Raw genomic sequence first — 22,279 nt, 5'->3', positions numbered from 1 at the left:
CTTCGGCGTCAGAGCTTATAAAACCGCTTTGCTGTTTCACGAAACACTGCCGACTTGGCCTCTTCCGGGATTAATTCCGCATAGGCCCTCATGAGGGTTGCGTAGTCGCTGTACAGGCTGTCGACCGGAAAATTCGAACCATACATGGTTCGGTGCGCGCCGAATTGGTCAAGGCCTGTCTCGACAATCGGGCGGATGCTTTGGGTCGACCAGTGATGGTCAAACATGCCCAGACCCGAGAGTTTACAGGTCACGTGCGGCAAATCTGACAGCGTTCGCAGATTTTTGGCCCATTCATTCAACCCCGCAGTGCTGCGGTCATGGGGTGATCCAGCGTGGCAAAGCGCAACTTGCGTGTCTGGCGCTTTGGCCAACACACGAGCGGTTTTCTCGTAGAGTTCGGGGATCAGTTGCAAATCAAAGCTTAACCCTCGTCGCCCGGCCTCTTGCAAACCGGTCAGAAAGCGGGGGTCGTCCAACAGGGCGTTGGTGCCGGTTTGCGCATCCTCTCCGGGCGCGCGGCCAACGATCTGGCGCACGCCACGTACGGTGCTGAGGTGCTGGAACGCATCCAATTGGTCCGTCAGATCCGGTGCGGTCAGGTCGCAAAAGACCACTTGTGCCATGGGCCAGTTGGGGTTGGCGTCCGCCACCGATTGAACCCACCGGGCTTCGGCCATCCCATCTTCGGCCCCCACCTGAATATGGACCGAGGCGCGGATGCCCTGAGCTTGGGCATCTGCGTTGAATTCGCCCAAAAGGTAGTTCCGCTGAATGGTAGACGGGTCTCCAAAAAACCGCTCAACGCCTTTGGCCATCAGCCACGGGTAGTGAACGGCCTTTAGATCCCAAAGGTGATGATGCGCGTCTATCCAGCCAGTCATGTGCGCGGCACCTGTTGCATACGTCCCAGAATGTCTACGCCTTGCTGTTTCCAGAAATGCAGCAAGTCAATGAAAATCCAGTTTTCAGCCAGCTTGTCACCCGCGCGACGGTAAATGTCGATCACTCGGAATTCTCCGGCCTTGTCTGTGGCGGGCATGCCCATGAAGCCTCCGGTAGGGCGGGCGGTGAAGTTGGGCCAGCCGAAGAAGCCACCATAATGCCCCTCGGCCATGCGGCAGAGATGTTTGGTCTTTGACCGGTCGGTGAAACCTGCGCGGAACGGCCCTGCATGTTGCTTGGCGTAGCGCTCAATCGTGTAGGTCGCGCCGATCCCTGTGGGTCCCCACCACAACATGTCTTCGTGCCATGTGCGGCGCAGTTCATCCTCAAGGTTCAGCCCGCTGTTCCATTGACCCAGATCCGAGATCATCGCGTTGATCGCCGCCAGAGTCTGTTCACCTTCCTCTGGGGGTTGGGGGTCAAACATCAGCCCGTCATGGGTCATTGGTCCGGGCTGTACCAGTTGGGCAGCGGTTTGCGGCGGGAAGGGTTGCAGCCCGGCTTGCAACATTAGATGTGGAACATCGAAATACATCGCTGTTTCGGTGATCTTGCCATCTTCCACACGGTTGAATTCGCAATAGCGTAAAAAAGCCAACTTACCGGTTGGCGCGATACCCAACCAGGGCGTATCGAACAAGCCCATCAGATGTCCCATCGACACCACCCAGACAGACGAGAAATCGTCCATTTCGTTGGCGCCTGCCATGAAGACATCCTGCCGCCTTTGTAATTGCGTCAGCGATGCGCGCAGGGGCGTCCAGAAGGTATCTGCAACGGCCTGAGGTCCGCGTATCTCGTCAAACGGATGAAACCCGCGCCAGATGTGATTCGAGCTGTAGTACTCTGACAGAACCTTGTGTTCCGCTCCTGTTTCGGAGCGGTCCAGTTGCTCATAAAACTCTTTGATTACTTGCTTTTCTGCCGAGAACCCGGACATCGAGTAACGCCTTTCTGCATACGATTGCAAAAAAACCTTGCCAAAATGACGCAGTTAAGTCTACCGTATTTGCAAGCGTATGCAAAAAATTTCCAATCCAACGGGAGAAGCGGATGGCCGAGATTCAATTGCGCAATGTTGGCAAGCGATGGGGTTCGTTTGTCGGCGTCGACAATTTCGATCTGACCATAGCTGACAAGGAGTTCCTGGTTCTGCTGGGTCCCTCAGGCTGCGGCAAAACCACAACGATGCGGATGATCGCGGGCCTGGAAGATGCCAGTGAAGGCGACATCATGATCGACGGCGTGCGCGTCAACGAAATGGAGCCGAAAGACCGCGATGTGGCGATGGTGTTCCAGTCTTACGCGCTCTATCCGAACATGAACGTGTACGAGAACATCCGCTTCCCGCTACGGGTACGCGGTATCGATCCTGCAACGCATGATGATAAGGTGCGCCGTGCCTCGGCAATGGTCGAACTGGACGACTTCCTGCATCGCAAACCAGCGGAACTGTCGGGCGGGCAGCGCCAGCGCGTTGCTTTGGCGCGCGCCATTGTGCGTGAGCCGAACGTCTTTTTGATGGACGAACCACTGTCCAACCTTGACGCGAAACTGCGGGTTTCAACTCGGGCGCAGATCAAGAACCTCAGCCATGAACTGGCAGTGACAACCATCTACGTGACACACGACCAGATCGAGGCAATGACGCTGGCAGATCGCGTTGTGGTGATGAAAAGCGGTGTCGTTCAGCAGGTCGGCAGCCCGACCGAAATCTACGACACCCCGGCCAATACATTTGTGGCCAGCTTTATCGGCAACCCGGCCATGAACCTGATGGAAGGCCAAGTCCGCAACGGCACGTTTGTCGCCGACCACGTGGAGATTCCGAATATCACTGCGCCTGATGGTCCCCTGACACTTGGGTTCCGCGCTGAAGATGCGACGCTGGCGGCGGAAGGGCAGGGGCAGATCAACGCTCCGATCTACACGCAGGAACTGCTGGGCGATGCGACGATGATTTCGGTTCGTGTCGGAGGCGCATTGGTATCCGTGAAGGCAGACAAGAACTTCCGGGCAGAGATCGACGATATGGTTTCCATTTCGGTTCCCACCGAAATTTGCCACCTGTTTGATGGCACGTCTGGACAACGGATCTGAAGAAAGCCCCGCCAAACCACCGGGAGCAACCCCGGGAATCTAACCCATGCGCGTAAGGGGCGCGCATCACTTTTCAAAGAAACAGGGAGATGAGATGTTTCTGAAAAATCTAGCTACCGCAACCGCCTTTGTGGGTCTGATGGGTACGGCTGCCTATGCGGCCAACTGTGGTCCCGAAGGTCAATCCATTCGCATTCTGGCCAGTGACTTCCCGGCCATCCACGCTGTCGCAGGTACTGCTGAGAGCAACTGTGCCGCCGGTGCGTCTGAGTTTTCCACCAACCACACGACCGAAGCCCGTCAGATCATGAACGCGGCCCTGACGCCGAATCCGGCTGAGTATTCCTCGGTGATTTTGGCAAACGCGACGCTGACTCAGCTGATGAATGACGGTCTGGTCCGCCCGCTGAACGATCTGGTTGAGAAGTACGGCGAAAACATCTCGCCCAACCTGCTGATCACCATCGACGGCAACGTCATGGCCGTAGCGTTCATGGCCAACTCGCAGCACCTGTTCTCGCGCAAGGACATTCTTGAGCAGGCAGGTTTCGAAGGCATCCCTGCCACGTACGAAGAGGTTCTGGAAGCCGCAGCCATGATCCGCGAAGCGGGTATCATGGAGCACCCGATTGTGATGAACCTGCAAACCGGCTGGAACGTCGGTGAGGTGTTCAACATGATCTATCTGGGTCATGGCGGTGAGTTCTTCGAGCCCGGTTCGGCGGAACCAGCGGTCAACAACGAAAAGGGCCTTGCTGCTCTGGAAGTCATGAAATCGCTGGCCGAGTATGCCCATCCTGACCACCTGACCCACGCCTCGAACGAGACGCAGGGCCTGTGGGAATCCGGTCAGGCGGCACTGGGTGTCATGTGGGGTTCGCGCGGTTCGCCAATCCTGGACGATGAAGGTTCGACCGAAGAAGTGACATCGAACACGGTTCTGTCTGCGGCGCCGACCGTTGGTGGTGGCTCGATCCCTTCGGCCACACTGTGGTGGGATGGCATCGCGATCTCGTCCAACGTATCGGATGAAGAGGCTGAAGCCACCTTTGCGGCTCTGGTCAGTGCTCTGACACCGGACATGGTTGCAGCCAACAATGACGACGCCGTTTGGCTGCTGGACGGCTTCCAGCCCGGACCGGCTGCGGCGGGTGTAGCGCAAACCGCTCAGGGTGGTGCCAAGCCTTATCCGATGATCCCGCAGATGGGCCTGCTGCACGCAGCGCTGGGCGCGGAACTGGCGGACTTCCTGAAGGGTGACGAAAGCGCTGAACAAGCGCTGGCCGATGTCGAGGCCGCCTACAGAACATCCGCTAAAGAAGCTGGTTTCCTCCAGTAATTCTGCCGGAACCGAGGGGGCTGTTCAGGCCCCCTCACACAACTCGGACTTCAGATCGGGACGAACGCCATGAAGCACCGCACCTTTTTCTGGTTCATTCTGCCGACGCTTTCCGCGATGATTTTGTTCATCGCCCTGCCTATCGTCTCGGTCTTTATTCAGTCGCTGTTTGTTGCGCACGAACAAGTTCTGGTCGTGTCTGAAAGCTGCGGCCCGTTCGGTTGTACGCCGACAACGTCGGTAGACCTTGAAGCAACGGCCAAGCTGCAAGAGGAACGGCCGCTGGGTCAGTTCAATGGTTTAGGAACTTACACCAACCGCTCGCATCTGGCTTTTGCAGAAGTAGGCGAGGCTTGGGCAAGCTCGGCTTCGATGGGTGAGTTCTTTTCGAAGGTCTACAACCTTCCGTTCTATAGCGCGCTGACCTTTACACTGGCCTACACGGCGATCGTAACCCCACTGGTGCTAGTCCTTGGTATGGCCATCGCAGTTGGCGTGAACAACTTGCCCAATATGCTCAAGGGGTTGGCGATTTTCATCTCGCTGTTGCCCTTCCTCGTTACACCGCTTGTGGGTTCTTTGATCCTGTTCTGGATGGTCGACAGTGATGGTGTGATTGGGGCCACGATTCAAAACATCTTCAACGATCCAACTCTGAGTTTGAAAGCATCGACCGCGCTGACATGGATCATGCTGATGTTTTACGGGGTGTGGCACACCTTACCCTTCAGCTTCATCACATTCTACGCGGGTTTGCAAACGGTCCCCGAGGACACGATGGAGGCCGCACAGATCGATGGTGCCACCAAATGGCAGCGTATGATCCATGTGATCGTACCGCACCTTGCCCCGCTGGTATCCTTTGTGACGCTGATGATGATCATGGATAACTTCCGCGTCTTTGAACCGATCGTCAGCTTCAAGGCTGAAGCGCACGCTCAGTCGCTCAGCTGGATCATCTACAATGACCTGCGCGAAAGCGGCAATCCGCTTTACGGTTCGGCCGGTGCGACTTCGCTGATTACCATTATTCTGGTGGTCATCCTGATGACGCCTGTGCTGATCCGCACCTGGCGCGACTTCACCCGCAAATCTCACTAGAGGACACGACATGGCGACCAAAGCACAATCTCGCATGACCCCGCTCAAGCTGTTCTCATACGCCTTTGTGGCGGTGTGGCTGATCATTGCGGCGTTCCCGTTCTTCTGGACCTTCTGGGGCAGTTTCAAGGTGCAGGCCGACTTCTTGTCAAAGGCCGACTGGATGAACGCCCTGACAGGTACCAACACAATCGAACAGACCGGAAGCGCCTTTACCGGTGCGGGCTATTACGGCGCCTGGGTGCTCGAGGATTTCTGGTTCAATTTCAGGAACACCGGCATCGTTGTGTTCTTTACCGTGGTCATCTCGCTGACCTTCGGCACCTTGGGCGGCTATGCTCTGGCCCGGTCCGGTTTTCGCTATGCCTTCTGGATCCTGATGGCTGCGCTGGTGTTCCGTGCCATGCCGCATATCACGCTAGTCTCGGGCTATCTGTTGCCGTTTTTCGAGTGGAATGTCTGGGGTATTCTGCCCACAACGATCATCGTGCTTGTGGCGATCAACCAGCCGTTCACGCTGTGGATGCTGCATTCTTTCTTCAAGAACATCCCCAAGGACATGGACGAAAGCGCCATGGTCGATGGTTGTACGCGGTTCCAGGCCTTCTGGCATGTGATCGTACCGGTCATGTGGCCCGGCGTGATCACCACAGGTCTGTTCAGCTTCCTGCTGGCCTATAACGACTTTGCCGTCACGGCGATGCTGTTGAGTGAAGAGAATGAGACCATCATTCCTGCCATCAACAGCTTCATGGGCACCACGCAAGTTGAAGGCAAGATCATGTACGCGGTTGCTGCTGTGGTCTCGACCACTGCCCCGCTGTTCGTCCTGATCCTGTTCTTCCAGCGCCAGATTGTCAGTGGTCTGACAGCCGGTGCGGTCAAAGGCTGATGAGTGCATCTGCAAGACATAACGCGGTTGCGCGCCATCCGGCGCTCAACCGGATGCCAAGAGATTTTCTGACACGCGGCTGACGTCCCTCTGCCAAACAGATCATCTCATTTGAATACGATTAAAGGACTGAAAACATGAAGGGTTCACGCCCCGAACAAGCCGTGCTGACCAAAGACACGGATATGAGCAAAACCGAAGAAACGCGCGCCGTCATCGAAGGGATGGTTGACGGGCTGAATGACCACCGCATCGATGACATCGGTGAATTTTTCGCGCAGGGTTTCCGCTGGATGGGCAACCAGGGCTGCGGCACCAAGACCGGGTTGAATGAATTCCAGGACAATTGGCAACGCCCTTTTCAGGCGGCGTTTTCCGACAAGACCTGCATTGATGAGGCGCGCCTTTACATGGGTGAATGGGCTGCGGCCTTTGGTCGTCAAGAAGCCACCCATTCGGGCGAGTTTCTGGGCATTCCCGCCACGGGCAAGCGTGTCGAAATTCGGTACATGGATTTCTGGAAAGTGGTTGACGGCAAGATTGTCGACAACTGGGTGAATGTCGATTTTGCCCATGTGGCAGCCCAATTGGGCGTTGATCTGTTCCAGGGGAACGGATGGGAAGCATATGACCGGGGCGAGAAAACTCCGCCTCGGCCCGCAAACTGAGGATTAGGACAATGGCTATCGAATACCTGAAACGTGGCAAGCCCGAGGCTGACAGGGCCGAGGATGACGCCAAGACCCGCGCTGTCGTTGAGGCGACCTTGAAGGACATCGAAGCGCGCGGCGATGCGGCCGTGCGTGAACTTTCTGAGAAGTTCGACAATTACTCACCCGAAAGCTATCGGCTGAGCCAGCAGCAGATCGATGATCTGATTGCTTCGCTGTCGGATCGCGAGCTGGCCGATATCAAGTTCGCACAGGAACAAGTGACAAATTTCGCCCAAGCGCAACGCGACTCGATGCTGGACATCGAGGTCGAGACGATGCCTGGCGTGATCCTGGGCCACAAGAACATACCGGTTCAGTCGGTGGGTTGCTATGTGCCCGGCGGCAAGTTCCCGATGGTGGCCTCGGCGCATATGTCGGTGGCAACAGCGAAAGTGGCGGGTGTACCGCGCATCATCGCCTGCACGCCTCCGTTCAATGGCGCGCCCAACGCTGCTGTGATCGCGGCGATGCATTTGGGTGGCGCGCATGAGATTTATGTGATGGGCGGTATTCAGGCCGTGGGCGCTATGGCCATCGGCACCGAAACCATCGACCCGGTTCATATGCTGGTCGGTCCCGGCAATGCATTTGTTGCTGAAGCCAAACGCCAGTTGTTTGGCCGTGTTGGTATCGATCTGTTCGCTGGTCCGACCGAGACCATGGTCATTGCAGATGAATCCGCGGCTGACGCTGAACTGTGCGCCACCGACCTGCTGGGTCAGGCCGAGCACGGTTATAACAGCCCCTGCGTTTTGCTGACCAACTCGCGCAAACTGGCCGAGGATACCCTGGTCGAGATCGAGCGCATTTTGGGCATTCTGCCGACTTCGGGCACCGCGCGGGTCAGCTGGGATGAATACGGCGAAGTGATAGTCTGCGACACCTATGACGAGATGCTGCAGGTTGCTGACGATATCGCCTCGGAACACGTTCAGGTCATGACCGACCGAGACGACTGGTTCCTTGAAAACATGACCTGTTATGGAGCGCTGTTCCTGGGTCCGCGCACAAATGTGGCCAATGGCGACAAGGTGATCGGGACCAACCACACGTTGCCCACCAAAAAGGCCGGTCGCTATACCGGCGGTCTGTGGGTTGGCAAGTTCCTGAAAACACACAGCTATCAGAAAGTTCTGACGGATGAGGCCGCAACGATGATCGGCGAATATGGCTCGCGTCTGTGCATGCTTGAAGGCTTTGTCGGCCATGCCGAGCAATGCAATATCCGTGTGCGTCGCTATGGCGGCATCAATGTTCCTTACGGTGAGGGTGCGCCGTACCGGGAGGCCGCGGAATGAGCGACGTACATTCAGCAAACAAAGCGCTGATCGCGCCGCTTCGGGCGGCGATGTATGACTTTGAAGAAACCGGGGTACGCGCAGCGCTGGAAGCGCTGATTTCCCCGGATGCGGTGGTGCATATGTGCCACCCCTTTGGTGACCTGACTGGCCCGGTCGAGTTGTATGATCAATGCTACGCACCGCTGCTGGCCTCGATGCCGGATTTGGAGCGGCGTGACTGGATCGTCATGGGAGGGCGTACCGAGCATGGCGGTGACTGGATCGGTTGCGGCGGCCATTACTATGGCACCTTCGTCGCACCTTGGCTGGATATTCCGCCAACAGGCCATCTGACTCATATGCGGTACCACGAATTCTACCGATTTGAAGATGGCAAGGTGGTCGAGATCCAGACGATCTGGGATATTCCAGAAGTCATGATTCAGGCCAAAGCCTGGCCGATGACACCGTCGCTTGGGCTTGAATTCTGCATTCCAGGCCCTGCGACACATGACGGCCTTGTGCCGGGGCCCTGGGATGAGGCGAAGTCGCAGGCGTCCTGTGAGCACATCGTGACAATGCTGGCACATCTCAAGAAGCACCCCACTCAGGGTGGTCCGGAAGTGATGGAGATGCCAAAGTTCTGGCACGAGCGCATGAATTGGTACGGACCTGCCGCAATCGGTACGGGGCGGGGAATTTCCGGGTTCCGCAACTGGCACCAAATTCCGTTTCTGAACGGAATGCCGGATCGTGGTCAGTATCTCGACGAGATTCAGTATCACTTCTTCGGTGACGGTGAATATGCCGCTGTGACCGGTTGGCCCGATATGATCCAGACTGTGACGCATGATGGTTGGATGGGCATTGCGCCGTCAGGCCAACGGATCTCCATGCGCAGCTTGGACTTCTGGCGTCTTGAGAACGGCAAGATCCGCGAAAACTGGGTCACCGTCGATATTCTGGATGCCTACAGGCAACTGGGTGTCGACGTGTTTGCCCGTCTGCGCGAGTTCAACAAAGCGCGGGTTCCTGGGTCGATCTCGTTCCCGGTCGGGGATGTCTGATATGGCGCAACTCCCCAGTACGCCCAGCTTCAACCTCAGTGGCAAGCGCGCTTTGGTTGCGGGGGCATCCTCCGGTATCGGCATGGCCTGTGCCGTGGCGCTGGCGGAACATGGGGCTGAGGTTACTCTTGCAGCGCGTCGGACGGGCGCGCTGCAAGAGATCGCGTCCGAGATGTCTGCGCGCGGCTGGTCGGCCAAGGTGCTGGAACTGGATGTATCCGATGTTGATGCCACCGCTGCGGCCGTGGCGGAAAACGGTCCGTTCGAGATCCTTTTAAACTCGGCCGGGTTGGCCCGTCATGGCAAGGCGATTGACACGTCAGCGCCGGATTTCGATGCGGTGATGAATGTCAATGTACGCGGTGCGTATTTCCTGACTCAGGCCGTGGCAAAGGGGTTGCTCGACGCAGGGCACCCTGGCTCGTTGATCAATATCTCAAGTCAGATGGGGCATGTGGGCGGGCGCGAACGCGCTGTCTATTGTGCCTCAAAATTTGCAGTTGAAGGCTTCACCAAAGCCATGGCGCTTGAATTCGGTTCTGCAAAAATCCGGGTCAACACTATATGCCCGACATTTATTCTGACTGATCTGACACGTTCGACCTTCGACGACCCGGATAAGCGCGCTTGGATTCTGGACAAGATCAAGTTAGGCCGCCCCGGTGAGATCGAAGATATCATGGGCGCGGTGGTCTATCTGGCCTCGGATGCTTCAGCACTGGTAACAGGTACTTCGATGTTGGTGGATGGAGGCTGGACAGCGGACTGATGGGAACTCAGAAGGTCACATCATTGGACGTGGCACGGCGGGCAGGGGTAAGCCAATCCGCTGTCAGCCGTGTGTTTACGCCCGGTGCGTCGGCCTCGGAAAAGACCATCGCCAAGGTGCGCAAGGCCGCGGATGAGCTTGGGTATCGTCCGAATGTTCTGGCGCGTGCGGTGGTCTCTGGCAAAAGCCGGATCATCGGCCTTGTGGTCTCGTATCTGGACAACCAGTTTTATCCCGAAGCTTTGGAAAAGCTGACCAATCTACTGCAGGAACGTGGCTATCACGTGATGATCTTCATGGCACCGCAAGCGACAGTCAACGTCGACAAGGTGGTGTCTGAGATACTGGACTTTCAGGTTGATGGTATCATTGCGGCCTCGGTCACTCTGTCCTCTGAATTATCAGATCGGTGCCGCGCGGCGGGGGTGCCAATGGTGCTGTTCAACCGGGCGCAGGACGACCCGGCCATGTCTGCGGTCACGTCAGATAACATTGCAGGCGGGCGTAAGGTGGCCGAGTTCCTGCTGGCTGCGGGCCATAAGAAAATCGGCTACATCGCAGGTTGGGAAGGTACTTCGACCCAACGTGACCGCGAGGCAGGTTTTGTCCGGGCGTTGCGTGACGCAGGTGTCGAACTGCATGCGCGCGAGATTGGTAACTTTGTAACCGAACAGGCGCAGGAAGCGACGCGGCGCATGTTCGCCTCGGATCCGCCCGATGCGCTGTTTGTGGCCAATGATCACATGGCGATTGCGGTGATGGATACGCTGCGCTTTGAATTGGGCGTCAAGGTGCCAGACGACGTATCTGTCGTTGGATATGACGATGTCTCGGTGGCCGCTTGGCCAACTTACAACCTGACAACCGTACGCCAGCCAGCCAATCGTATGGTGAGCGAAACGGTGGAAATTCTGCTCAGCAAAATCGATGACCCGGATGTTGATCCGCGCCGGTTAGAGATTGATGGGCCTTTGATTGTTCGCGGCTCGGCCCGCATACCTGAAGGATGGAAGACATGAAGGGATTTGATCCCAAATTCAAAGATTTCCCCGACTATATCATCGGGATCACCAAGGAAATCTGGGAAGATCGCGGCATTGCAACGCTGCATCACTACTACTCGCCGGACATCGTTGTACGCTCGCCCGCTTCGGTGGTACTGGGCAATCAGAACGTCATAGGGGCAACGATGGCAACTCTGGCCGAATTCCCCGACCGGCAGTTGCTGGGCGAGGATGTGATCTGGTCCGGTACTCCGGAAGAAGGGATGCTGAGCTCGCACCGCATCATCTCGACCGCGACGCATCTGGCCGATGGTGTCTATGGCAAGGCGACAGGAAAGCAACTGCGCTATCGGATTCTGGCCGACTGCCATGCCATCGACAATCAGATCAACGATGAATGGCTGATCCGCGACCAGGGTGCCATCGTGCGCCAAATGGGCTGGGATCCCAAGGAATATGCTGCTGATCTGATCGCGCGTGAGGGCGGGCCGGAAAATTGCGTCAAACCGCTGACGCCTGCGACGGACCAGCCCGGCCCCTACAAGGGCAACGGCAACGACAATGAATGGGGTCAGCGTTATGCTGACATCCTGACCCGGATCATGAGCGCCGATATGGGCGTGATCGAGGCCGAATATGACCGCGCTGTACAAGCCGAATATGTGGGCGGCGTCACCGGCCACGGCTGGGACTCGGTGGATCGGTTCTGGATGGGCCTGCGCGCCAGCTTCCCCAATGCCGAGTTCAAGATCGAACACCAGATCGGGCGAGACGATCCCAACATGGCCCCGCGCGCGGCTGTGCGGTGGAGCCTGCATGGTAAGCATGACGGCTGGGGCGTGTTCGGCGTTCCAACCGGGGCCGAGGTGTATGTGCTGGGCATCAGCCACGGTGAGTTTGGCGAGTTGATCAGCGGCCAGCCGCAGTTGCGCCGGGAATACACCCTGTTTGATGAAACATCGGTCTGGAAACAGATCCTGTTGCAGACCGGCGGCAAGTAACATGTCCCGCCGTATCTCAAATCTGGATGCGGGGCAGGCGATGCGGCGGTACCACGCTCATCGTGCCAGCCTGCGCGCCCGGCGGCTGAATAATCGCCCGCCGGGGTTTGGGGTTTGATCCGTTCAAACCTCAAACCAAGCAAAGGAATACAGATATGAGTACCATTCAAAGCCGCATCGTCCGTTACGGAGAGCTGCAACCCTGCAAAACCGCTTTCATCGATGCCCACACACCCGGGTCGGACCAGAAAGAGAACTTTACCATCGTCGGCGGTGGCGTCTCGGAAAGCCCGGACCAGCACGTTCACATCACCGACAAGATCGGGTTCAACATCGGCGCGGCGGGGCAACCGCCGAAATGCCGCAACTCTTTGCACAGCCACACCACGGCCGAGGTGTTCTTTGTTGCCAAAGGTCGCTGGCGTTTCTTCTGGGGCCGGTATGGTACTGCTGGTGAGTTCATCGCTGAAGAGGGTGACATCTTCAACATCCCCACCGGCATCTTCCGCGGCTTCGAAAACGTTGGTCAGGACTACGGCATGATCATGTCGATCCTTGGTGGTGACGACGCGGGTGGTGGCGTGACATGGGCACCTCAGGTTATTGAAGACGCTCAAGCCCATGGCCTGATGCTGGGCAACAATGGCGTGCTTTATGACAGCAAGAAGGGTGAAGAGCTGCCGCACAATGTGCAGCCCATGCCCTTGCTGACCGAAGTGGAACTGAAAGCCTATCCCGAGGTTCCGGTTCAGGATGTGGTCGGTAAATACGTTGCCCGCTATTGGGACCTGATGGCGCTGTCGGCAAACAAGCCTGCTGTTGTGATCGGTGAAAACGGCCTGATCAAGGACAAGCCGGGCTTCGAGGTTGATTTCCTGACCCGTGGCTCAGCTGTGAACGATCGTGTCAAAGCAGAAAAACCGGTGGTTCTGATGCCCGCAAGTGGCCATTGGCGGATCGAGATCAACGATGTTGTGACCACATTGTCCAACGGCGATACCGCAGTGGTAATGCCGGGCGAAAGCTACAGCGCTCAACCCTCGATGACCGGTCAGGCCGGGCTCTACCGTATCACCGCAACCGATGATCCGGCAGGTGCAACCTGGACTGGTAACTAACACAGACGGAGACCCCGCATGACCAAAATTCTTACTTCACATGTGGGGTCTCTGCCCCGAACTCAGGACGTTGTGGACTTTATCTTCGCGCGCGAGAACAACGAGGCTTACGACGCCGCTGCTTTTGACGCTTGCATGACAGAAGCGGTTTCCGAAACCGTGCGTAAGCAGGTTGAGGCTGGCGTCGATATTGTCAGTGATGGCGAAACCTCAAAGATTTCCTATGCCACCTACGTCAAGGACCGCTACACGGGGTTTTCCGGTGACAGCCCGCGTAACGCGCCAGCTGATCTGAAAATGTTTCCCAGTTTTTTGGAACGCCTCGCTAATGACGGTGGTACGCCGCAATATGCGAGGCCCATGTGTACGGGCGAGGTCCGCTCGAAAGGTCAGGGCGAGCTTGAGAAAGATATTGCCAACCTCAAAGCTGCCATGGCTCAACATGGTGCTGAGCGCGGGTTCATGAACGCAGCCTCACCCGGTGTGATTTCCTTGTTCCTTCAAAACGACTTCTATCCCAAGCGTGAAGCTTATCTTGCGGCGCTGGCGGATGCGATGAAAGAAGAATACGAAACCATCGTGGCCTCTGGTCTGGACCTGCAATTGGACTGCCCCGATCTGGCCTTGTCGCGCCACATGCTGTTCACCGATCTGTCCGATGACGAGTTCCTCAAGATCGCCGATATGCATGTCGAGGCTCTGAACCATGCCTTGCAAAACGTACCGCAGGATCGCGTGCGCGTGCATATTTGCTGGGGCAACTACGAAGGGCCGCATTGTTGCGATATCGGAATGGACAAGGTGTTCACCACGCTGATGGCAACCAAAGCCCGCTATATATTGTTCGAGACCTCAAACCCGCGTCACGCCCACGAATGGACCGTGTTCCGCGACCGCAAGGCCGAGATCCCGGACGACAAGGTTCTGGTGCCCGGTGTCGTCGACACCACCACCAATTTCGTCGAGCATCCCGAATTGGTGGCCCAGCGAATTGAGCGTTTCAAGGACATCGTGGGGGCAGATCGTGTGATTGCCGGCAGTGACTGCGGCTTTGGCACCTTTGCCGGTTTTGGGGCCGTAGACCCTCAGATCGCCTATGCCAAACTGGCTTCGCTGTCCGAAGGGGCTAAGCTGGCTTCGGCATGACACCATTGATCCTTTTACCGGGCATGATGTGCGATGCCCGGCTCTTTGGTCCCCAGATCGAGGCGTTGTCGGGTAAGATGCCGGTCATGACCTTTCCGCTGCATCAGCATGACAGCGTCGAGGCCCTGGCTGCTGAAATTCTGGCCCACGCACCGCCCGCCTTTGCGCTTGCCGGGCTGTCGATGGGCGGGATCGTGGCGATGGAAGTGTTGCGACAAGCGCCCGCGCGCACCCAAAAGCTGGTGCTTATGGACACCAACCCCTTGGCGGAAACGTCCGAGGTCAAAGCCCGCCGTGCCCCTCAGATCGAGGCCGTAAAGAATGGTAAGCTGCGAAACGTGATGCGGGACGAGATGAAGCCGAATTATTTGGCAGATGGCCCTCATCAGGGGGCGATACTTGACCTGTGCATGGCAATGGCCACTGATCTGGGGCCCGAGGCATTTCTGCGCCAGTCCCACGCTTTGATGAACCGCCCGGACCAACGCCAGACCCTATCTGCCTATTCCGGAAAAACTCTGGTTCTCTGCGGCAGGGAAGATGGTCTTTGCCCGGTCGAGCGGCATCAGTTGATGCATGATCTGCTGCCAAACAGCGTGTTTGAGATCATCGAAGAAGCCGGGCATTTGCCCACATTGGAACAACCAAACAAAACCACGGCGGCGTTGATCCGCTGGTTGGAGGACACATGACACCGTCACTTTTGTCACTGCTCCGCAAAGTGGATACGCCCACTGTCTGCAACGCCATTGAGGTGGCGCAAGGCAAGCGCGGGTTCAACGGCTTTACCCGCGGCACCATGCTGTGCTCGGCTCCGGACGAACCAGCCATTGTCGGCTATGCCCGCACAGCCAAGATTGCAGCGGTCAATCCGCCAACCGAACCCGCCGATGTCATCAAGGCGCGCCGAATGGCCTATTACAAGTACATGGCCGAAGGGCCCGCGCCTTCGGTGGCAGTGGTTGAGGATTTGGATTTCCCCGATTGCATCGGTGCCTATTGGGGAGAGATCAACACTACGGTCCACAAGGGATTTGGCATGTCGGGGGCATTGACCAACGGCGTGATGCGGGATCTGGGGGACGTGCCCGAAGGATTCCCCGTTGTTGCTGGGTCTGTTGGCCCAAGCCACGGCTTTGTCCATGTCCGCGAGATTGACACGCCCGTCACGATTTTTAGCCTGACGGTCAATCCCGGTGACTTGATCCATGCGGATCGGCACGGTGCGTTGGCGATTCCCGAAGACGTTGTTGACCAGCTTGAGGCCGCAATCCAAAAGCTGCTGACCACGGAACGTATCGTCCTGGACGCGGCTGCGCAGCCAGGATTTGATTTTGATGCCTTCTCGGTCGCTTGGTCTGAGTTCGAGAAAGCTCGTACCTGAAGACGTGTGACTCAACTGGATCGAGCCTGCGGATTCTGGTTCCAGCATAAAATTGTGGTTGCCGGTCGATAGATTACAATCCGGCCGTCACAACTTCGTTGAACAGTCCAAAACTGCAATGCGGTTCGTCTCTTACCGCCAGAGGGACAACATGTCTGGGTGCGCTGGGTATCGAGCGATCTCTAATCCGTAATTTACGCTACACTGTGGCGCGCCAAAAAGCCCGACAGCTTTTTCAACCCGGCCTTAAGGTCCGCTGTCGGATTGGTGTAGCCAAGGCGCAGCCAGCCCTCCATGTCCATCGCGCTGCCCGGTGTCAGCATCACGCCTTCTTCTTTCAAAAGCATCACGCAAAGATCGCGTGACGACATAGGCAAATCATACTTTAGCAGCGCCGTGGTGCCTGATTTTGGCGGTACCCAGCTTAGCAGTGGTTCATTTGCCATCCAATCTTCGACGATCTTCAGGTTCTCTCGCGTGATCCGCTGTGCGCGCGCCAAAATTTTATCGCGGTTTTCAAGCGCAATGGCCGCGAGCATTTCGTCCACCTGACCGACCGAGATGGTGTTGTAGTCACGGTGGATCATCACATCATGAAGCATATCTTTGGGCCCCGCGATCCAGCCGACCCGCAACCCGGCCAATGAATACGCCTTGGACATACCTGCCGTGCTGATCCCTTTTTCGTAAAGATCGACCACGGCCGCCGTGAAGCCATCACCGGTCTGGTCGGTGCCGCGATAGACTTCATCGCACAAAAGCCATGCATCGATGCTGCGCGCGATTTCGACGATTTGTTCCAGCAAGGCACGGTCCATCAAAGCGCCGGTCGGGTTGTTCGGATTGTTGATCGCAATCAACCGCGTGTTGGGTCGAACCATCGCGCGCAACTTGTCGAGATCGGGCAGAAACGCGTTTTCTGGGGTCAGGTGCAACAGCTCTATTTCCGCTCCGATGCTTTCGGGGATCGAGTAATGCTGCTGATAGGTCGGGATCACCGAAATCACGTGATCCCCGCGCGCAACCAGCGTTTGATGCACCAAAGAGTTGGCACCGATGGTTCCATGGGTTGTCAGGATATTTTCACGAGTCTGGTTTTCGTACAGCCCACTGATGGCATCGCGCAAACGGTCCGAACCTTCGATTGCGCCATAGGTCATCTTCATGGCGGACAGATCGTTCAGAATGCTGTTGTGTTGGCCCGCCATCTCAAAGAGCTCACCCAGTGTAATAGACTCGACGCAGGTTTCAGCCAGATTGAGTTCGCACTTGGTTTCGAACTCGTTCATCCACATTTCGACACCGAAAGGCCTGATATCCATGGGTCTCTCCTATCGTCTCAGTAAAGCCGAAGCCGCGACATTGATGGCGCGTGCCACCATGGTATCTTCCAGACTCGGGTCAATGGAAAGTAGGAACACAAGATTTTTGCTCGGCTTCGTCTCTGAGACACCAAGCCGACAGAATTGACCTTTCAGATGAACAAGCCGTCGGCTCAAGAATTCAAAACAGAGCTGTCGGGATTAAGTTTGACAATGCCCGCTGACTTTTTCGCGAAACAAAAGGTGCATGCCCTTACCGCTCGCCAAAATTTGGCTGCCTTGCGTTAAAAACTCGTCCAGGGGTTCGCAGTCGATCTGCCCTCCGGCCTCCTGGATCATCGGAATGGCGGCAAAAGCATCCCAGGGGTTCAAATGGGCCTCATAGTAACCTTCAGCCTGACCGGTGGCCACGGCCAGCAAGCTGATCGCAGCAGAGCCGTTGCGGCGGTATTCTATACCTGCACCCAGCAAAGCCTCGATCAACTGAGTATGTTCTGTAAATGGTCGGCGGGTCGACCAGCCCAACATCAATTGAGAACGGGTTGGTTCAGCGCAAGTGGAAACACTCAGGCGTTTTTCGTTCAGCCACGCACCACCCCCGACAGACGCCCAGGCCAACATGTTCAGGTCTGGCGCGCAAATGACACCAAGCGGTATGTTTTGGCCGTCATAAAACGCTATGCAAACGCCCCAGTCGCGATGCCCGCGCATGAAGTTGGCGGTCCCGTCAATCGGGTCCACAACCCAAAACGCATTGCCCGACCCGGATACGCCGTCCTCTTCACCCAATATGGCGTCGTCTGGCCAGCTTTCCGCGATGCGTTGACGTATCAGGTCTTCGACCGCGCGATCCGCGAAGGTGACAAAATCCTGTGGGCCTTTCTCGGCGATGAATTCAGCACCGCGCTCGTCGCGAAGACGCACAGCCAGCGCAGCGGCGTCTTGGGCCAAAGACTTGGCGAAGGCCAGCCGGTTCTCGACATCGGTCATGTCAGCTTCCCACCTTGGCCAAAACTTCCGATTTCAGAAACCGTTCGATGAACAACATGAATCCAACCGATGGGACCAACAGAATGAGCGCAGTGATTGAGGCGATTTGATAGTTCCCCTCCATTGATGCGGTGAACAACAGCAAGGGCATCGTCGTAATGTCCGGCACGCCAACAAAGTACGTTCCGGTGAACTCGTCCAGCGAGATCAGGAATACGAAGATTGCACTGGCCATCAGTCCGGGAAGGGCAAGCGGTAAGGTGACAGTGCGGAACACCGTGAAGGGTGACGCCCCCATATTTGCGGCGGCTTCCTCAAGCTCTCGATCCACGGCGGCAAACGCGGCGGTGGCGATCCAAACTGAAAACACCAGCCCTTGGATCGTATGTACCAGAACCACGCCGACATAAGTGCCATTCAGGCCCAGCCCATAGAATATGCGCGCGATGTTCATGTGTACGGCGATGGATGGAAAGGCTTGTGGCAACAGGAACAACAGCAGGAAGAATGTCCGCCATGGCAGGCTGCCGCGCCCCAACGCCAGCCCCGCCGGGATAGCAACCACCAGAGACGCCAGCACAGTAAACAGAGCGATCAGAACCGAGCTATAGAGCGATTCCATTGCGTTGCCCTGAGGACGGAACACACGCTCCCAGAAGGAAAAGCCATAACTTTGCGGGAGTCTCGCCGGAAAATACCACGTCTCGGCGACGGACCAGATCAGCATGTTGGTGATCGGTCCAAAGATAGCAAAGGCCAGCAGGGCCAACAGCACTGCCGTGAGGGTTGTGCGAAGAATGGTCATGCGGGCTTCCCTCCTTCACGGACGCCTTGACGCAGGTAGACCCAGGCAATCACGGCCGTCATTGCATATGAAATAAAGCCCAGCGCGTTTGCCACGCCATAGTCGGAATAGGCGTTGATGCGCCATGCCATGTCCACCGTGATCATCGTGGGCGTCTGTGCGTTGATCATTAGCGGCACGGACAAAACGGACATCATCACGACGTAAGACAGGATCAGTCCAACCATGAGTGTTGTGCCCACTTGCGGCACCACAATTTCAAACAGAATTCTAAGTCGGGATGCGCCCAGATTGCGCGCGGCTTCGATCGTCGAACGATCCAAAGACGCCATCGCGCCTGCAACCAGCAAGGCCACGAAGGGTGTTTGTTTCCACACAAAAGTAATCACGATGCCGCGCCAGTCCAGATAGCTGGCGGCTTGCAAGGGTTCCATCAAACCGGTTGAGACAATGATATTATTCATCATGCCGTTCTTGGCGAGGAAGGTTCGCATCAGCTGTGCGGCAACAACAAACGGAATGAACAATGGCCAGCGATAGAGCCAGCGCAACACAGCAAGGGCCACGCGGTTTTCGCCCAAGGTCAGATAGCCACCGATGGCAACAGAAAGCAGGCCGATAATCACGGTTGAGATACTGACGATGATCAGGGTGAACAGGACATCGTTGGAATACAAGGCAAAGGCCTTTGTGAAGTTTTGCAGACCCCAACCGCCAAGCTCCTCATCCCGGAACGCCCACAACAGGGAGTAACCCAGAGGGTATAGAAACAGGCAGGCAAGCAATACGATTGCCGGAGCAATCAGGATTAATGAGGCTTTTCGGGTGATCATCGGGGGTCAGTCCAAGAATTTTGAGTGCGGGCCCCATGGGGGAAGGCCCGCACATTGGTTTCCATGAGAGGGATTTAGTTGGAAACCTTTTGCTCGTAGGCTTCGCGGATATCGTCAAAGAACGGACCCAGCGGGAAGGGTTTGCCTTTGGCAGCCAGATCTTCCGGCGTGACATCGGTGAACAGCTTGTTCCAGGTTTCCTGATCCAACGCGCTTTCGACATGCTGAGCGTCGATGCCAGGATACCAGTTGAAGCGCTTGACGATGCCTTCGGCCTGAACTTCGGGGCTGGTGGCCAGGGCGATGAACTTGCGCGCCGCTTCAGCGTTCTCTGCCTTGGCCGGGATCGCGTAGTAATAGGGCTGACCCGGCATGCCCGGCTCGGGCAGCAACAGTTTGAGGTTCGGATTCAGGCGGCCGTCGGCTTGCCATGTGTAGAACATGTCAACCCAAACCGGTCCCATCACGATCTCACCCCGGTTCATCATATCCAGAGTGCCCGCGTTGCCGGGGGTAAAGGTGACGTTTTCATTGAAAGCTTTCAGGTCGTTCAGGGCCTGGTCCCAGCTGTTTTTCAACTCCGGATCGTAGGGGCCGTTCATCAACTGATCGGTGTTGCCAGCATAAGCATACATCCACGCTGCGGTGAATGCGACGCCCGACATTCCGTTCTTGATGCCGTTATAGCCGAACGCGCCTTTGTTTTCTGCTGTCCAGGTTTTCAGTTCGTCAAAGCTTGCAGGTGGGTTTTGGACCAGATCGGGGTTGTAGGCAATCGCGGTCTGGCTGTGGAACATGGGCATGACATAGCCCTCGACATCTGTGCCCAGAGCGGTCTTGGACGTGTCGCGCGTGGCAAGCTGACCGGTATCGATGTCACCTACGTATTTCTGCAAGAGACCTTCTGTCACCATCTCACCAGATTTCAGCTGGGTCATGACAACGACATCTGTATCCCAAGCTTCGTTTCCGGCCTGTGCCTTGATTTTTTCAAGAATTGCCTGGCTGCCTGCGTTGCCTGGGCCTGTGCCGACAACGTTCACTTCCCAGCCCGGGTTCTGTTCCTCGAACAACGGGCCAAGATAATCGGTTACGTAATCAACCATGTTCTGACTGCCGCCAGAGGCCACGTTGAGCACGTTTTCGGCCTGCGCCGTGCCTGCGACAGCGACGACTATGGCCGCTGAGGCAAAAAGGTTTGCAATTTTGGAAGTCATGGTGTTTCTCCAGGGTCTCAGAGGTGTTGTGCGGCCGGGGTCGCCGCCTCATGTCCGGTCACGGCTGTCTGGGACTTTGCAGGAAACAGACTTAAGGCCGTGGCCGGTACGCTTACATCGACAACTGCGCCGATGGGCATTTTGTGGGGATTGTCCGCCATGATCCGGGCTTCGCCGACCTGGATTTCGTGGCGATAGACCGATCCCAGATAGGAATGCTGAAGGACCGTTCCGGGCAGTGACAAACAATCATCAGACGCGCCACCCAATCGGGCAGCATCGCTGTAAAACAGTATTTCCACCGGGCCGCTTTGGCTTTCGGGGAAATGGACGCCTGAACGATCCTGACCGGGCACCGGAAGGCGATGCGTTTCGCCATCCAATGTCAGATCAATTGATGAAGGGCCAATCTCGGCGACACCATGCAGTGTGTTTCCCGCACCCATGAACCGAGCGACATATGGATTGGCGGGTGTTTGAAAGACATCTTCCGGGGTGCCGACCTGCGCGATCCGACCTTGGTTCAAGATCACAACGCGGTCTGCCATCGACATGGCTTCTTCGCGGTCGTGGGTGACCAGAACTGTTGTAAGACCAAGTCGCTGTTGCAGGCTCCGGATTTCGTGCCGCATATTCGCGCGGATGCCTGCATCAAGGTTGGACAACGGTTCATCCAGCAGCAAAACCGGTGGGTCTATGGCCAAAGCACGGGCAAGCGCCACACGTTGCCGCTGACCACCCGACAACGCGCCGATCTTGCGATGGATCAGATCACCCAACCCGACAAGCGCGGCCATTTCCTGTACGCGGGATGCAACTTGAGCTTTGCTTTTCTTGCGAAGCCTCAGCCCGTATCCGATGTTTTGCGCCACATTCATGTGCGGCCACAGTGCATAAGATTGGAACATCATCGCCATGCCGCGGTTCTCGGGGGTGGTGTGGCTCATGTCCTGCCCATCGACAGAAATCGACCCGCCGCGCACTGGAACAAAACCAGCGAGGGCCCGCAGCAACGTTGTCTTGCCACAGCCCGACGCCCCGAGCAGGGCAATGAACTCACCGGCCTTAACGTCAAGGTCGATATTGGAAAGCACATCCTGCTCGGCGTATCCCACCCGAAGGTTGCGCAGCTTGATCTCGGCCCCAAGCGTGGAAGAAGAAGATTCGTAGTCGACCGGAGCAAGGTTCATTTTGCATCTTTCATAATTCTGCTACAAACGTAGTGAACACGTGTTCATGTAACGGTAAGAAAT

The 22,279-nt window shown here is 56.8% G+C and carries 22 protein-coding genes; 14 read left to right on the top strand and 8 right to left on the bottom strand.

Features of this window, described 5'->3' with window-relative positions; translation table 11 throughout:
- Positions 1-8: 8 nt before the first annotated feature.
- Positions 9-884: an amidohydrolase gene (locus tag GS646_RS21560; protein WP_171187554.1), complete on the bottom strand. Its 876-nt coding sequence runs from the start codon at positions 882-884 to the stop codon at positions 9-11.
- Entirely contained in the window at positions 881-1,885 is a 1,005-nt protein-coding gene (locus tag GS646_RS21555) for an ester cyclase (protein ID WP_171648023.1), read from the bottom strand. Before GS646_RS21555 ends, GS646_RS21560 begins: the two co-directional genes overlap by 4 nt.
- 113 nt (positions 1,886-1,998) lie before the next feature.
- Here GS646_RS21555 and GS646_RS21550 point away from each other — a divergent pair, with 113 nt between their 5' ends.
- The 14 genes from GS646_RS21550 to GS646_RS21485 all read left to right on the top strand — a co-directional run bounded on the left by GS646_RS21550 (position 1,999) and on the right by GS646_RS21485 (position 15,859).
- Positions 1,999-3,045 carry an ABC transporter ATP-binding protein gene (locus GS646_RS21550; RefSeq protein WP_171095304.1) on the top strand — a complete coding sequence of 349 codons (1,047 nt, stop codon included), beginning with the start codon at positions 1,999-2,001 and terminating at the stop codon, positions 3,043-3,045.
- 94 nt (positions 3,046-3,139) lie between these two features.
- Positions 3,140-4,384 carry an ABC transporter substrate-binding protein gene (locus GS646_RS21545; protein ID WP_171095302.1) on the top strand — a complete coding sequence of 415 codons (1,245 nt, stop codon included), beginning with the start codon at positions 3,140-3,142 and terminating at the stop codon, positions 4,382-4,384.
- Between the two features lie 69 nt (positions 4,385-4,453).
- Complete coding sequence (locus tag GS646_RS21540; protein WP_171187558.1) at positions 4,454-5,485, top strand: carbohydrate ABC transporter permease; 1,032 nt, start codon at positions 4,454-4,456, stop codon at positions 5,483-5,485.
- A gap of 10 nt (positions 5,486-5,495) precedes the next feature.
- Positions 5,496-6,377 (top strand): carbohydrate ABC transporter permease, encoded by an 882-nt coding sequence (locus tag GS646_RS21535; protein WP_171187560.1) that lies wholly within the window; start codon positions 5,496-5,498, stop codon positions 6,375-6,377.
- Positions 6,378-6,514: 137 nt separating this feature from the next.
- The gene (locus tag GS646_RS21530; protein ID WP_171187562.1) at positions 6,515-7,045 is read left to right on the top strand and encodes an ester cyclase; all 531 of its coding nucleotides are present in this window, start codon (positions 6,515-6,517) and stop codon (positions 7,043-7,045) included.
- An 11-nt stretch (positions 7,046-7,056) separates the two neighbouring features.
- Positions 7,057-8,388: a histidinol dehydrogenase gene (hisD, locus tag GS646_RS21525; RefSeq protein WP_171187564.1), complete on the top strand. Its 1,332-nt coding sequence runs from the start codon at positions 7,057-7,059 to the stop codon at positions 8,386-8,388.
- Positions 8,385-9,437: an ester cyclase gene (locus GS646_RS21520; RefSeq protein ID WP_171648025.1), complete on the top strand. Its 1,053-nt coding sequence runs from the start codon at positions 8,385-8,387 to the stop codon at positions 9,435-9,437. Before hisD ends, GS646_RS21520 begins: the two co-directional genes overlap by 4 nt.
- Before the next feature lies 1 nt (position 9,438).
- Entirely contained in the window at positions 9,439-10,206 is a 768-nt protein-coding gene (locus GS646_RS21515; protein ID WP_171648027.1) for an SDR family NAD(P)-dependent oxidoreductase, read from the top strand.
- The gene (locus GS646_RS21510) at positions 10,206-11,225 is read left to right on the top strand and encodes a LacI family DNA-binding transcriptional regulator (RefSeq protein ID WP_171648029.1); all 1,020 of its coding nucleotides are present in this window, start codon (positions 10,206-10,208) and stop codon (positions 11,223-11,225) included. Before GS646_RS21515 ends, GS646_RS21510 begins: the two co-directional genes overlap by 1 nt.
- Positions 11,222-12,211: an ester cyclase gene (locus GS646_RS21505; RefSeq protein ID WP_171648031.1), complete on the top strand. Its 990-nt coding sequence runs from the start codon at positions 11,222-11,224 to the stop codon at positions 12,209-12,211. The genes GS646_RS21510 and GS646_RS21505 overlap by 4 nt, the downstream gene beginning before the upstream one ends.
- Before the next feature lie 155 nt (positions 12,212-12,366).
- A complete protein-coding gene (locus tag GS646_RS21500; protein WP_171095283.1) occupies positions 12,367-13,329 on the top strand; it encodes a cupin in 963 nt (320 codons plus the stop codon).
- 18 nt (positions 13,330-13,347) lie between these two features.
- Positions 13,348-14,475, top strand: a complete 1,128-nt coding sequence (locus GS646_RS21495) for a cobalamin-independent methionine synthase II family protein (RefSeq protein WP_171187572.1) — start codon at positions 13,348-13,350, stop codon at positions 14,473-14,475.
- Positions 14,472-15,167, top strand: coding sequence for an alpha/beta fold hydrolase (locus GS646_RS21490; RefSeq protein WP_171187574.1), 696 nt, complete (start codon positions 14,472-14,474; stop codon positions 15,165-15,167). The genes GS646_RS21495 and GS646_RS21490 overlap by 4 nt, the downstream gene beginning before the upstream one ends.
- Positions 15,164-15,859 (top strand): RraA family protein, encoded by a 696-nt coding sequence (locus tag GS646_RS21485; RefSeq protein WP_171187576.1) that lies wholly within the window; start codon positions 15,164-15,166, stop codon positions 15,857-15,859. Before GS646_RS21490 ends, GS646_RS21485 begins: the two co-directional genes overlap by 4 nt.
- A gap of 194 nt (positions 15,860-16,053) precedes the next feature.
- Here the strand turns inward: GS646_RS21485 and GS646_RS21480 are convergent, their stop codons facing one another.
- The 6 genes from GS646_RS21480 to GS646_RS21455 all read right to left on the bottom strand — a co-directional run bounded on the left by GS646_RS21480 (position 16,054) and on the right by GS646_RS21455 (position 22,216).
- Positions 16,054-17,181: an aminotransferase gene (locus GS646_RS21480; RefSeq protein ID WP_171187578.1), complete on the bottom strand. Its 1,128-nt coding sequence runs from the start codon at positions 17,179-17,181 to the stop codon at positions 16,054-16,056.
- Between the two features lie 201 nt (positions 17,182-17,382).
- Positions 17,383-18,171: an inositol monophosphatase family protein gene (locus tag GS646_RS21475; protein WP_171187580.1), complete on the bottom strand. Its 789-nt coding sequence runs from the start codon at positions 18,169-18,171 to the stop codon at positions 17,383-17,385.
- Position 18,172: 1 nt separating this feature from the next.
- Positions 18,173-18,976 (bottom strand): ABC transporter permease, encoded by an 804-nt coding sequence (locus tag GS646_RS21470; protein WP_171648033.1) that lies wholly within the window; start codon positions 18,974-18,976, stop codon positions 18,173-18,175.
- On the bottom strand, positions 18,973-19,809 hold the full coding sequence (locus GS646_RS21465; protein WP_171187583.1) for an ABC transporter permease: 837 nt from the start codon (positions 19,807-19,809) through the stop codon (positions 18,973-18,975). Before GS646_RS21465 ends, GS646_RS21470 begins: the two co-directional genes overlap by 4 nt.
- A gap of 74 nt (positions 19,810-19,883) precedes the next feature.
- Positions 19,884-21,026, bottom strand: coding sequence for an extracellular solute-binding protein (locus GS646_RS21460; RefSeq protein WP_171095269.1), 1,143 nt, complete (start codon positions 21,024-21,026; stop codon positions 19,884-19,886).
- 17 nt (positions 21,027-21,043) lie between these two features.
- Positions 21,044-22,216, bottom strand: coding sequence for an ABC transporter ATP-binding protein (locus GS646_RS21455; protein ID WP_171187584.1), 1,173 nt, complete (start codon positions 22,214-22,216; stop codon positions 21,044-21,046).
- Positions 22,217-22,279 lie beyond the last annotated feature (63 nt).

Source organism: Ruegeria sp. HKCCD4315, assembly GCF_013112245.1.
Lineage (GTDB): Bacteria > Pseudomonadota > Alphaproteobacteria > Rhodobacterales > Rhodobacteraceae > Ruegeria.
Note: the sequence above shows the minus strand (reverse complement) of the source record. Positions and strands in the feature narration are given on the sequence as shown.

Bases quoted from the DNA above. Each gene is read 5' to 3' on its own strand.
- GS646_RS21470 (WP_171648033.1), bottom strand. From the start codon at position 18,976: ATGACCATTCTTCGCACAACCCTCACGGCAGTGCTGTTGGCCCTGCTG.
- GS646_RS21460 (WP_171095269.1), bottom strand. From the start codon at position 21,026: ATGACTTCCAAAATTGCAAACCTTTTTGCCTCAGCGGCCATAGTCGTC.
- GS646_RS21545 (WP_171095302.1), top strand. From the start codon at position 3,140: ATGTTTCTGAAAAATCTAGCTACCGCAACCGCCTTTGTGGGTCTGATG.
- GS646_RS21520 (WP_171648025.1), top strand. From the start codon at position 8,385: ATGAGCGACGTACATTCAGCAAACAAAGCGCTGATCGCGCCGCTTCGG.
- GS646_RS21465 (WP_171187583.1), bottom strand. From the start codon at position 19,809: ATGATCACCCGAAAAGCCTCATTAATCCTGATTGCTCCGGCAATCGTA.
- hisD (WP_171187564.1), top strand. From the start codon at position 7,057: ATGGCTATCGAATACCTGAAACGTGGCAAGCCCGAGGCTGACAGGGCC.
- GS646_RS21540 (WP_171187558.1), top strand. From the start codon at position 4,454: ATGAAGCACCGCACCTTTTTCTGGTTCATTCTGCCGACGCTTTCCGCG.
- GS646_RS21535 (WP_171187560.1), top strand. From the start codon at position 5,496: ATGGCGACCAAAGCACAATCTCGCATGACCCCGCTCAAGCTGTTCTCA.
- GS646_RS21555 (WP_171648023.1), bottom strand. From the start codon at position 1,885: ATGTCCGGGTTCTCGGCAGAAAAGCAAGTAATCAAAGAGTTTTATGAG.
- GS646_RS21505 (WP_171648031.1), top strand. From the start codon at position 11,222: ATGAAGGGATTTGATCCCAAATTCAAAGATTTCCCCGACTATATCATC.
- GS646_RS21550 (WP_171095304.1), top strand. From the start codon at position 1,999: ATGGCCGAGATTCAATTGCGCAATGTTGGCAAGCGATGGGGTTCGTTT.
- GS646_RS21560 (WP_171187554.1), bottom strand. From the start codon at position 884: ATGACTGGCTGGATAGACGCGCATCATCACCTTTGGGATCTAAAGGCC.
- GS646_RS21500 (WP_171095283.1), top strand. From the start codon at position 12,367: ATGAGTACCATTCAAAGCCGCATCGTCCGTTACGGAGAGCTGCAACCC.
- GS646_RS21485 (WP_171187576.1), top strand. From the start codon at position 15,164: ATGACACCGTCACTTTTGTCACTGCTCCGCAAAGTGGATACGCCCACT.
- GS646_RS21510 (WP_171648029.1), top strand. From the start codon at position 10,206: ATGGGAACTCAGAAGGTCACATCATTGGACGTGGCACGGCGGGCAGGG.
- GS646_RS21530 (WP_171187562.1), top strand. From the start codon at position 6,515: ATGAAGGGTTCACGCCCCGAACAAGCCGTGCTGACCAAAGACACGGAT.
- GS646_RS21490 (WP_171187574.1), top strand. From the start codon at position 14,472: ATGACACCATTGATCCTTTTACCGGGCATGATGTGCGATGCCCGGCTC.
- GS646_RS21455 (WP_171187584.1), bottom strand. From the start codon at position 22,216: ATGAACCTTGCTCCGGTCGACTACGAATCTTCTTCTTCCACGCTTGGG.
- GS646_RS21480 (WP_171187578.1), bottom strand. From the start codon at position 17,181: ATGGATATCAGGCCTTTCGGTGTCGAAATGTGGATGAACGAGTTCGAA.
- GS646_RS21475 (WP_171187580.1), bottom strand. From the start codon at position 18,171: ATGACCGATGTCGAGAACCGGCTGGCCTTCGCCAAGTCTTTGGCCCAA.
- GS646_RS21515 (WP_171648027.1), top strand. From the start codon at position 9,439: ATGGCGCAACTCCCCAGTACGCCCAGCTTCAACCTCAGTGGCAAGCGC.
- GS646_RS21495 (WP_171187572.1), top strand. From the start codon at position 13,348: ATGACCAAAATTCTTACTTCACATGTGGGGTCTCTGCCCCGAACTCAG.